General features: G+C 51.2%; 10 protein-coding genes and 2 pseudogenes. All 12 read left to right on the forward strand.

All coding sequences use genetic code 11. The annotated features are described in order from the left end of the window. A pseudogene (locus AC1HCM_RS04525) lies at positions 1-656 on the forward strand (NADH-quinone oxidoreductase subunit L); the annotation flags it as partial. Positions 657-662: 6 nt separating this feature from the next. Continuing rightward, complete coding sequence (locus tag AC1HCM_RS04530; protein ID WP_479460589.1) at positions 663-2,165, forward strand: complex I subunit 4 family protein; 1,503 nt, start codon at positions 663-665, stop codon at positions 2,163-2,165. A 10-nt stretch (positions 2,166-2,175) separates the two neighbouring features. Then, positions 2,176-3,642: an NADH-quinone oxidoreductase subunit N gene (locus AC1HCM_RS04535; protein WP_479460590.1), complete on the forward strand. Its 1,467-nt coding sequence runs from the start codon at positions 2,176-2,178 to the stop codon at positions 3,640-3,642. A gap of 5 nt (positions 3,643-3,647) precedes the next feature. After that, positions 3,648-4,019: an NADH-quinone oxidoreductase subunit A gene (locus AC1HCM_RS04540; RefSeq protein ID WP_479460591.1), complete on the forward strand. Its 372-nt coding sequence runs from the start codon at positions 3,648-3,650 to the stop codon at positions 4,017-4,019. Next, complete coding sequence (locus AC1HCM_RS04545; RefSeq protein WP_479460592.1) at positions 4,016-4,261, forward strand: hypothetical protein; 246 nt, start codon at positions 4,016-4,018, stop codon at positions 4,259-4,261. The genes AC1HCM_RS04540 and AC1HCM_RS04545 overlap by 4 nt, the downstream gene beginning before the upstream one ends. A gap of 114 nt (positions 4,262-4,375) precedes the next feature. Beyond that, on the forward strand, positions 4,376-6,157 hold the full coding sequence (locus tag AC1HCM_RS04550; protein ID WP_479460593.1) for an NADH-quinone oxidoreductase subunit D: 1,782 nt from the start codon (positions 4,376-4,378) through the stop codon (positions 6,155-6,157). After that, positions 6,154-6,672: a Uma2 family endonuclease gene (locus AC1HCM_RS04555; RefSeq protein WP_479460594.1), complete on the forward strand. Its 519-nt coding sequence runs from the start codon at positions 6,154-6,156 to the stop codon at positions 6,670-6,672. The genes AC1HCM_RS04550 and AC1HCM_RS04555 overlap by 4 nt, the downstream gene beginning before the upstream one ends. Before the next feature lie 10 nt (positions 6,673-6,682). Next, positions 6,683-7,732, forward strand: coding sequence for an NADH-quinone oxidoreductase subunit NuoH (gene nuoH / locus AC1HCM_RS04560; RefSeq protein ID WP_479460595.1), 1,050 nt, complete (start codon positions 6,683-6,685; stop codon positions 7,730-7,732). Between the two features lie 60 nt (positions 7,733-7,792). Beyond that, on the forward strand, positions 7,793-8,434 hold the full coding sequence (locus tag AC1HCM_RS04565; RefSeq protein ID WP_479460596.1) for a NuoI/complex I 23 kDa subunit family protein: 642 nt from the start codon (positions 7,793-7,795) through the stop codon (positions 8,432-8,434). After that, on the forward strand, positions 8,428-8,961 hold the full coding sequence (locus tag AC1HCM_RS04570; protein ID WP_479460597.1) for an NADH-quinone oxidoreductase subunit J family protein: 534 nt from the start codon (positions 8,428-8,430) through the stop codon (positions 8,959-8,961). The genes AC1HCM_RS04565 and AC1HCM_RS04570 overlap by 7 nt, the downstream gene beginning before the upstream one ends. Continuing rightward, positions 8,942-9,250, forward strand: a complete 309-nt coding sequence (gene nuoK / locus AC1HCM_RS04575) for an NADH-quinone oxidoreductase subunit NuoK (RefSeq protein ID WP_479460598.1) — start codon at positions 8,942-8,944, stop codon at positions 9,248-9,250. The genes AC1HCM_RS04570 and nuoK overlap by 20 nt, the downstream gene beginning before the upstream one ends. Positions 9,251-9,253: 3 nt before the next feature. Further along, positions 9,254-9,525 (forward strand): annotated as a pseudogene (locus tag AC1HCM_RS04580) (NADH-quinone oxidoreductase subunit L); the annotation flags it as partial.

The following is a 9,525-nucleotide window of genomic DNA, read 5'->3' on the forward strand; positions in this document are numbered from 1 at the left end:
GGGAAGGATTTGTAGTCTTTCACGGGAAAGAGAGGTTCAGGGAGATAAGTGAGATAGAGCCAAAGGAAGTAGGCTCTGTGATGACAGTGCCAATGGTGGTGCTTGGGGTCATGGCTATAGTAGGAGGATTTTTTGAGAGCTGGTACATGCATGCAATAGGAGGGGAGCACAAGGAGATACACCTTGGGGTTGCTGCCATATCTGTCGGTGTGGCTCTCACGGGAATACTGATAGCCTACCTCATCTTTGTAAGGAGGGTTGTCTCCCCAGAGGGCGCGTATTCTGCCTTCAAGCCCCTCCACACCACCTTCAGGGAGCAGTTCTTTACTGAAAAGCTTTACCACAAGGGGTTTGGGAAAGGATACATGCTCCTTTCAAAGCTCACCTATAAGGCGGGGGACAGGTTCATCATTGACGGGACTATAACCACAGCCTACAAGACCTTCTTCCTCGTTGCCAAGGACACGTGGAAAGCCTTTGACATAAAGTCCATTGACCTCTTTATCCACGGTCTCGTCTTAGGGACCTTCAGGTCAGGCAGGGTTCTCAGGAGCCTTCAGACGGGATTGCTTAACAACTACGTGCTTTTTCTGCTTGTGGGAATAATCGTCATACTGGGTATAATGCTCTACGCCCTTGACAGGGTGAAGGGGTAAGCGGGAATGGAAACTATTGCTGGTAGTGTGCCTTTCATCAGTCTGTCCATACTCCTGCCGGCGTTCTCTGCCCTCATTCTATTCTTCGTCAGAGAAAGTCTGCTCAAAGCTGTCGCCCTCGCAGGCGCTGGATCTACCTTCCTCTTGTCCCTCGTGGTTCTTTACCTCTTTGACTATGAGAGAACCTCTTCGGTTCAGTTCTATGAGGAGTACACCTTGCTTAAGGAGCTGAACGTAAAGCTCTCCCTCGGTCTTGATGGTCTATCCCTTCTCATGTACTTCTTGACAACCCTCGTCTCCCTCGTGGCAGTTCTGTGGTCTGTCAGGGACAGACAGATAAACTTCAGGCTCCGGGAGTACTTTGCGGTCTTCCTGCTCACCGAGAGCTTCCTCGTGGGTGTTTTTGCAAGCTTTGATATGCTCGTTTTCTACGTCTTCTACGAGCTTACCCTCATACCCATGCTCTTTGCGATAGGGGTCTGGGGATATAAGCTGAGGCTTTACTCCGCTTACAAGTTCTTCGTTTACATATTCGTTTCCTCTCTCTTCCTGCTTCTTGGGATAGCCTCGGTAGGGGTTGCTCACTACAAGCAGTTTGGGAGCTTCTCCTTCAGCTACTTTGACCTTCTGAAGAACTCCTACACCCCGGGTATGGAGGTCTTCCTCTTCCTCCTGTTCTTCATCGCCTTTGCTGTTAAGACTCCCCTCGTTCCCTTCCACACGTGGCTCCCCGACGCCCACGGTGAAGCCCCAACCGCCGGCTCGGTTGTGCTCGCAGCAATACTTCTTAAGATGGGAACCTACGCCCTGCTGAGGTTCAACGTGGGACTCTTCCCGGAGGCTACGCTTAAGCTCATGCCCTTCTTGGTTGCGATAGGGATAATAACCATAGTCTATGCCTCATGGATGACGATAGTCCAGAACAACATAAAGAGATTCGTCGCCTACTCCTCCGTCTCTCACATGGGCTTTGTGGTTACAGCCATGTTCCTCCTCAACATGGAGGGTCTAAGGGCGTCGGTCATTGAGATGTTCGCCCACGGGATGACGAGCGCCTCCCTCTTTATGATAGCTGGCTTCATTTACGGGAGATTGCACACCTTCAACATGAACAACCTCAGGGGTTCGGTGAAGTTTATGCCCGTCTTCGCCTTCATAGTCGCTATGACGTCCTTTGCGGCTATGGGTCTTCCCGGAGGCTCCTCCTTTTGGGGCAAGTTCCTGACCGTTGTCTCTGCAAAGGAGTACTCTTACGCAATAGCTTTAATAGTAATAGTTGGTGCCTTCTTCAGCGCAGCTTACGTCCTCTACATGCTTAAGACTCTCTTCTTAGATGTAAGGGAGGAGAGCATACTGATGCACTTTACCGACGTGAGGGGCTTCAAGCTCGCATCCTTTACCCTGCTTATGGTTCCTGTGCTGGTGATAGGCTTCTTCCCTCACGTCTTCTTCAGGATGTTTGATGGTTCAATAAGCTTTATACTCAAAAACCTCTTAGGGCTTGAGTGAGGAAAGGGATATGGATATAGGACAGCTTATAGGTGAGTTGCAGCTACCCAAGCTGGGGCTCTTTCTGCCAGAGCTCATCGTTCTGATAACAGCCTTTGTCCTCTTTACCCTTGACCTCATGCTCTCTTCCTCTCTGAAGAGGAGAGTTCTCCCCTCCCTGAGTGCCATAGGGTATCTTCTTGCACTGATGTCCGTGGGTGTCTCGGGCAGGACCCACGGGGACACCTTCTACGGGAGCTTTACCAACGATGGTCTTGGTTCCCTCGTTAAGCTCTTTGAGCTGGCGATAGCCCTCACGGTTGTGGCTTTCTCCAACAGGTACTTCCAGTCCAAGAGGTCCTTCTACGGCGAGTTCTACTACATGCTCGCCTTTACCCTGCTGGGGGCGATGATACTCGTCTCCTCCTACAACCTGATAATCATCTACGTCTCCCTTGAACTCGTCTCTATAGGCTTTTACATACTGACAGCCCTGCTGAGGGGCTCCTTCATATCCAAGGAGGGAGCCTTCAAGTACCTCATCCTTGGGGGTCTGAGCATAGCCTTAGCCTCCTACGGTGCGGTCTTCATGTACATATACGCCGGCTCAATTGACCTGAGGGAGATACTGACATACAGCGGTAAGGACTACCACTACCTCATTCTTGGACTTGTCTTCTTCCTCATAGGCTTTGCTATAAAGATAGGTGCGGTTCCCTTTCACTTCTGGCTACCGGACGCCTACCAGGGAGCACCCACTCCAGTGACAGCCTTCATGGCTTCGGTGGGAAAGCTCGCCTTCTTTCTACCTGTGGTCAGAATCATGCCCCTCATTCAGGAGAAGTTCTCCTTAGCGTGGATGCTCACCGTTGGTGTGATAGCCGCCGTTACCATGCTCTACGGAAACTTCGTAGCCTTAGTTCAGAAGGATATAAAGAGGCTTCTCGCCTACTCCTCAATAGCTCACTCGGGTTACGTGCTCGCGGCGGTAGCTGTTACAGAGGTGATTGGCTTGAAAGCTGTCCTTTACTTCCTCCTCGTTTACGCCATAATGGCTGCAGGCTCCTTCTTCGTTGTTGCCCTCCTTGAGAGGGCAGAGGGCTGGGGTAACGAAACCTGGGAGTTCTCAGGGCTGCGCTTCAACCTCCCCTACTTAGCATTCGCCTTCATGGTTTACATGTTTGCCCTCCTCGGTGTTCCCCCAACGGTTGGCTTTGTGGGAAAGGCTCTCGTTTTTATGGCTCTTTCCTTTGATGGTCTTTGGTGGCTTGCCTTCATAATGATACTCTCAACCGCCATATCTACCGGTTACTACGTCAGGCTGGTTGTGCTTATGTATATGAAGGACAAGGAAAAGGATGTGAGCGTGCCGAGAAAGAGCTATGGAGAGGTGGTATCCCTCATCTTCCTTACCCTGCTGACTATAGCTCTTGCAGTTGTGCCCGATGTCCTTTGGCAGGTGCTCAGCCCTGCCTCTGAAGCTCTCTTTGCGAGGTGAAGGAGATGGAGTACATAGGGTTTTTGCTCTTCTTTGCGATAATGGTTGGGATAGCCTTAGTGATGATATCCCTCAACTGGCTCTTCGGTCCCAAGACGCCCCAGGAGTACGAGGACTATCCCTACGAGTGCGGTGTTCCCCTTTACGATGAGAACGCCCAGACCACCTTCCACCAGGGTTACTACCTTCTGGGACTTTTGCTTCTCCTCTTTGATATAGAGGCTGCCTTCCTCTTCCCCTGGACCGTCGTCTACAGATGGCTGGGGGTCTTCGGCTTCATAGAGATGTTCCTGTTTATCCTTATACTCACCTACGGGCTCCTCTACGCCTGGAGGAAGGGAGCTCTCAACTGGCAGTTTGAAATGGAGGAGGTATGAATACAGAATACCTTAAGAGCAAGCTTGAAATAGAGCATGACAGGTTCAAGGTAGGCGTCTCGCTGGTCGTGATAGTCAGCACCGGTCTTACTGGAATTGTCCTCAAAAGTGACTGGGATATAAAAGATATGTTGCTTTTCCTGAGCGGTTTTGTCATAGACTTCATGCTGGTCCTGTATGTGGTGAAGCTCTATCTTAAAGTCAACAGAATACTCAAGCGTATGGAGGTTGAGAATGCTTGATACTCTCGGCGGGATTGCTTTAGCTATTTTACTTATATACTTCGTCTACAGGCTCTACTCTATAGAGTCCGAGGATGTTGAAGGCGGAAGAAGTCACTAACTGGAGGAAGTTTGATGCCCTGGGCTAAGGCGGATGAGTTTTTAGAGCTTAAAGAGAGGTTCCCGGAGCTCGGGATATTTGAGGGAAGCAATGCAACCTCTTTGCACATAAAGAAGGAGAACCTGATTCCTCTTCTTAAGGAGCTGAAGCTAAGGGGCTATAAGCTCTTTATAGACCACTCCGTGGTGGACCTTAAGGAGATACTTGAAAAGGAGAAGGACTTTAAGAACGCTGTGAAGGAAAACCTGATCGCCTTTCCCGAGGACAGGATATCAAGGTTCCAGGCTTTTTACATCCTCTACAACGTGGAAGAAAGGAAGAGGATTATAGTTAAGAGCCGAACCGAGGGGAAGCTCCCCACCATAGAGAAGCTGTGGTTTGCGGGAAAGTGGGCTGAGAGAGAGTGCTACGATATGTTCGGTATAGAGTACGAGGGGCATGACAACCTCGTCCGTGCCTTCCTATGGGATACCTACCCCTACTTCCCTCTCAGGAAGGACTTTCCCCTTGAAGGTATACCCGAGCAGGACCTTCCTTCTCTGAACGAGGTCCTCTGGGGGGACAAGCTTGAAGGGACTATGAACTACGAGAGAATGCACACCATAGTGCCGACCCTTGAGGACCTTGAGATAACGGAGAAGAGAAGGCTCAAGAAGAAGGCTCAGATAGTTCTGAACTGGGGACCTCTGCACCCCGGAACCCACGGGACCATGTGGTTCCTCTTTGACCTTGAGGGTGAGAGGATAGTTCAGACGGATGTTATCCTGGGACAGCTCCACAGGGGTGTTGAGAAGCTCGCAGAGAACGAGATGTACAACCAGTTCCTCGTTTACACCGACAGGATGGACTACCTCTCAGCTCTGTGCTCCAATCAGGCTTGGGTGGTTGCCATAGAGAGGCTCCTCGGCATAGAGGATGAGGTTCCTGAAAAGGCTAAGTACATAAGGACCATGATGTCGGAGCTCCAGAGGATAAACTCCCACCTTCTGTGGCTCGGGACCTACGCCCTTGACCTCGGAGCTCTGACCATATTCCTCTACGCCTTCAAGGAGCGGGAGAAGATAATGGACATCCTTGAAGGGATAACGGGAGCGAGGCTGACCATATCCTACCCGAGGGTGGGTGGTGTCAGGATGGACCTTCCCGAAGGAGCCCTTGAGGTTATAAAGTCCTTCATAGCGAGATTCCCGAAGGAGCTCAATGACTGGGAGAGGATACTGACCCGCAACAGGATATGGCTCAGGAGAAACAAGGAGGTGGGTATCATATCCCCCGAGGATGCCTACTTTTACGGCGTAACGGGACCTGTAATCAGAGGTTCGGGTATCCCCTACGACATGAGGAAGCTTGAGCCTTACGACGCCTACGAGGAGGTTGAGTTTGACATCCCCGTTGGAGAGGTTGGAGACTGCTACGACCGCTACCTCGTAAGGGTTGAGGAGATGAGGCAGAGCGTAAGGATAATTGAGCAGTGTGTTAAGAAGCTTGAAAGCATGCCAAAGGACGCCCCCTTCTTTGCCCAGGTGCCCAAAGATAAAAAGCTCAAGCTCACCATAGACGGCATAGGTCTGAAGGTCCCCCACGGGGAGATATACTCATCGGGTGAGAACCCAAGAGGGGAGCTCGGCTTCTACGTTATGTCAATGGGTGGCGTGAAGCCTTACAGGGTTAAGGTCCGTCCACCTTCCTATTACAACCTGTGCATATATCCCTACCTTATGAAGGATAGGGTGATAGCGGACGCGGTCACCATATTAGCCAGCATAGACCCTGTTGTGGGGGAGACGGACCGATGAGAAAGGTCAGCTACCTGCCCCACTACACCGTGGAGGACTACAAGAGGTGGCAGGGTGATTGGGAGCTTATTGAAGGTATACCCGTTGCCTTGGCTTCGCCAAAGTACCTGCATCAAAGGGTTCTTGCGAACATACTCACCCAGATAAACTCTTCACTGGAAGTGTGCGTTGTAGTCTCGGAGCTGGACTATATAGTGTCCTCTGATACAGTCCTGAGACCCGACATATCTGTTCTCTGTGAACCAGTTGAGGATTACATAAAGACAGCCCCAGCACTGATAATAGAGGTTGTCTCTGACAGCACAGCGGAGAGGGACGAAGGTGTTAAAAAGCATATTTACAGAAGGGAAGGGGTCCCCTACTACATCCTCGTCTATCCTGAGCTTAGGGTGGCGAGGGTCTACAGGAACAGCGAGAGAGCCTTTATAAAGCTCAGGGATGTGAGCGGTGATAAACTTGAGCTGGACATTGGGAAGTGCAATTTGAGTATAGACTTTTCAAAGGTTTGGACGTAGGAGGAGCTTGATGGAGAGTGTCGTAGCTGGACTCATCATAGCGATAGTCAAGATACTCGTTATACTGGGAATAGTTCTCGGCGTTGGAGCCTACCTCACCTGGGTTGAGAGGAAGGTAGCTGCCCACATCCAGAGGAGACCCGGACCTATGGTGGTTGGGTGGCATGGACTTCTCCAGCCCTTAGCTGACGGTCTTAAGCTCATAACGAAGGAGGACCTCTTTCCCCGCTATGGTAACAAGTTCCTCTACAACCTCGCCATAGTTTTAGCCCTCGTCCCCGCAACCCTCGTCTTTGCGGTTGTCCCCTTCGGTCCTGAGTTTGAGCTCTTCGGCTACAGGATAAAGCCGATCCTAACCGACGTTAACGTCGCCCTTCTGCTCGTTTTCGGTCTTGGCTCCCTTGCGGTCTACGCTATAGCGGTAGCTGGCTGGGCTTCCAACTCAAAGTACGCCCTGATAGGCTCAATGAGAAAGGCTGGGATAATAATATCCTACGAGGTAGCGATAACCTTTGCGGTTATGGGTCCCCTGATACTCGCCGGAACCCTCTCCACCTACGATATAGTCCAGAAGCAGATAGACCAGAACCTATGGTACATATGGATTCAGCCGATAGCCTTCGTTGTATTCCTGTTTTCCCTCTTGGCGGAGACGGGAAGGGTCCCCTTTGATATACAGGAGGCGGAAGCCGAGCTCGTCACAGGCTTTACCGTTGAGTACGGAGGGATGAAGTTCGGACTCTTTCCCCTCGTTGAGTGGTACGTTGAGGTTCTGTCCCTGTCTGCCATAGCTGTTGTCCTCTTCTTCGGCGGCTGGTCTCCTATAAACATACCCTTCGTGGGCTTCGTTGATCCCCTCTTCTTCCTCGGTGCCTTCTCCCCTTACGTTTGGTTCCTGCTGAAGGTCACTCTCCTGTTCCTCTTCATCCTCTGGCTTCACTGGACCCTACCCCGGTACAGGATAGACCAGATAACGGAGATAGCCTGGAAGGTGATGCTGCCCCTGGCTCTTATCAACATAGTCCTGACCGCGGTCATAGCCCCGGTGGTGTGGGAGTAAGCCGGCAAGGAAAATAAAATCCTGTTAGAATATCTATCGCTCTCCTTGGGAGGTAGTGCGATGATTAAGCGTGTGGCAGCCAAGCCCCTCTCGTGGTTGGAGAGGGCTTTGTTCATAGATTTTATAAAGGGTCTCTCTGTCACAATAAGGCACGCCTTTTCCAAGACCATAACGACCCACTACCCCTATGAGAAGATCACTCCCCCGAAGAGGTTCAGGGGTTTCTTTGCCCATAAGGTAGTTGATGGAAACGAGCCCCAGCCCGCTTACGATGAGTGGGTTGAGAGGTTCAACATAGAGGTAATCCCCGGAAGGAGCAGGTGTGTTGTCTGTCTTCTCTGCAAGCGTGCCTGTCCCGTCCCCCAGCTCTTTGAGATTGAGGGGAAGAAGCTGGACAACGGCAAGAGAGTTGTGAGCGTCTTCAACATGAACCTGATGCTCTGTACCTTCTGCGGTTTCTGCGTTGACGCCTGTCCCGTTGACTGTCTCTATCAGACCGACATCCATGAGACCGCTTCCTACACCAGGAAGGACTCAATCCTTGACCTTGAGCTCCTTGAGAAGATAGGTAAGGACTGGCAGTCAAGAAGGGAGCATGAACCCGACAGGATATGGATAGATGACAGCCAGAGGGAAAAGCTATGGTATGAAAACAAAGTGAAGCTTCCCAAGCCTGAGTACAAGGGGAGGCACGAATGGTAAGGTTCGCCATATTCCTTCTGTTCTCAGCATGGGCTATTATCTCGGGCTTGGGTGTCATAACCTTTACGAACCCGATATACGTTATACTCTGGCTTCTCTCCGCCCTGATAGCCGTAGCAGGCATCTTCTTCACCGCAGGGGCTGAGCTCGTGGGAGCCCTTCAGCTCCTCATATACGCTGTTGCCATCGCCGTCTTCTACGTCTTCGTTCTGACGGCGGTTCCTTGGGAGAAGGCTCTCAGGAAGAGTAGCCACTACAGGATGGAGGGCATCATCTCCCTGCCCCTCGTGGTTCTTCTCTACGTTGAGATGGCGATAGTCTTCTTCCTCGGTGTTACAGCCTCCCCTGAGGGAAAGTTCAGGGCTTTCATAGAGAAATTTGGTAACACGGAGGTTGTGGGCTCAATCCTATTTACGAAGTATTTCTTTGCCTTTGAGGTAGTTTCCCTCGTGCTCTTGATAGGCATGATAGGAGCGGTTCTTATAGGGAGAAAGGAGAGTCAGACCTATGAAGACGATACCCCTTGAGGCTTACTTGATGGTCAGCATGATACTCTTCGGGCTCGGCGTGCTCGGTCTCATAGCCCGAAGGAACCTCGTTACGGTTCTGATGAGCCTTGAGCTCGCTCTCAATGCGGTCAACATAGCCTTTGTGGGAGCGGACGCCCACATGGGGCTAGTGGAGGGGCAGATATTCGCCCTCTTCATAATAGCCCTCGCTGCCGCTGAGGCTGCCGTGGGTCTCGGGATAATAATAGCCATATTCCGTTACAGGTTCGTTGAGTCAACGGACGAAATCACGGATATGAGGGGGTAAGGCATGGAAGGTCTGGTAGTTGTCTTTGCGCCACTCTTAGCCTTCATAGTAATAGGGTTATTTGGGAGACAGATAGGGGACTTAGCAAGCGGAGTAATAGCAGTCCTCGGAGGAGCCCTCTCCTTTCTCTTTTCCCTCTACACAGCCGCCAAAACCCTCCATAGCCCAATACAGGTAAAACTCTACCAGTTCCTACCCCTTCAAGACTACCAGCTCTCAGCAGGCTTTTACTTTGACCCCCTCTCAAGCATAACAGCTACAGTAGTAACCCTCGT

Source organism: Hydrogenivirga sp. (genome assembly GCF_056450045.1).

Coding starts and splice junctions, on each gene's coding strand:
- AC1HCM_RS04530 (WP_479460589.1), top strand. CDS start 663: ATGGAAACTATTGCTGGTAGTGTGCCTTTCATCAGTCTGTCCATACTC.
- AC1HCM_RS04535 (WP_479460590.1), top strand. CDS start 2,176: ATGGATATAGGACAGCTTATAGGTGAGTTGCAGCTACCCAAGCTGGGG.
- AC1HCM_RS04540 (WP_479460591.1), top strand. CDS start 3,648: ATGGAGTACATAGGGTTTTTGCTCTTCTTTGCGATAATGGTTGGGATA.
- AC1HCM_RS04545 (WP_479460592.1), top strand. CDS start 4,016: ATGAATACAGAATACCTTAAGAGCAAGCTTGAAATAGAGCATGACAGG.
- AC1HCM_RS04550 (WP_479460593.1), top strand. CDS start 4,376: ATGCCCTGGGCTAAGGCGGATGAGTTTTTAGAGCTTAAAGAGAGGTTC.
- AC1HCM_RS04555 (WP_479460594.1), top strand. CDS start 6,154: ATGAGAAAGGTCAGCTACCTGCCCCACTACACCGTGGAGGACTACAAG.
- nuoH (WP_479460595.1), top strand. CDS start 6,683: ATGGAGAGTGTCGTAGCTGGACTCATCATAGCGATAGTCAAGATACTC.
- AC1HCM_RS04565 (WP_479460596.1), top strand. CDS start 7,793: ATGATTAAGCGTGTGGCAGCCAAGCCCCTCTCGTGGTTGGAGAGGGCT.
- AC1HCM_RS04570 (WP_479460597.1), top strand. CDS start 8,428: ATGGTAAGGTTCGCCATATTCCTTCTGTTCTCAGCATGGGCTATTATC.
- nuoK (WP_479460598.1), top strand. CDS start 8,942: ATGAAGACGATACCCCTTGAGGCTTACTTGATGGTCAGCATGATACTC.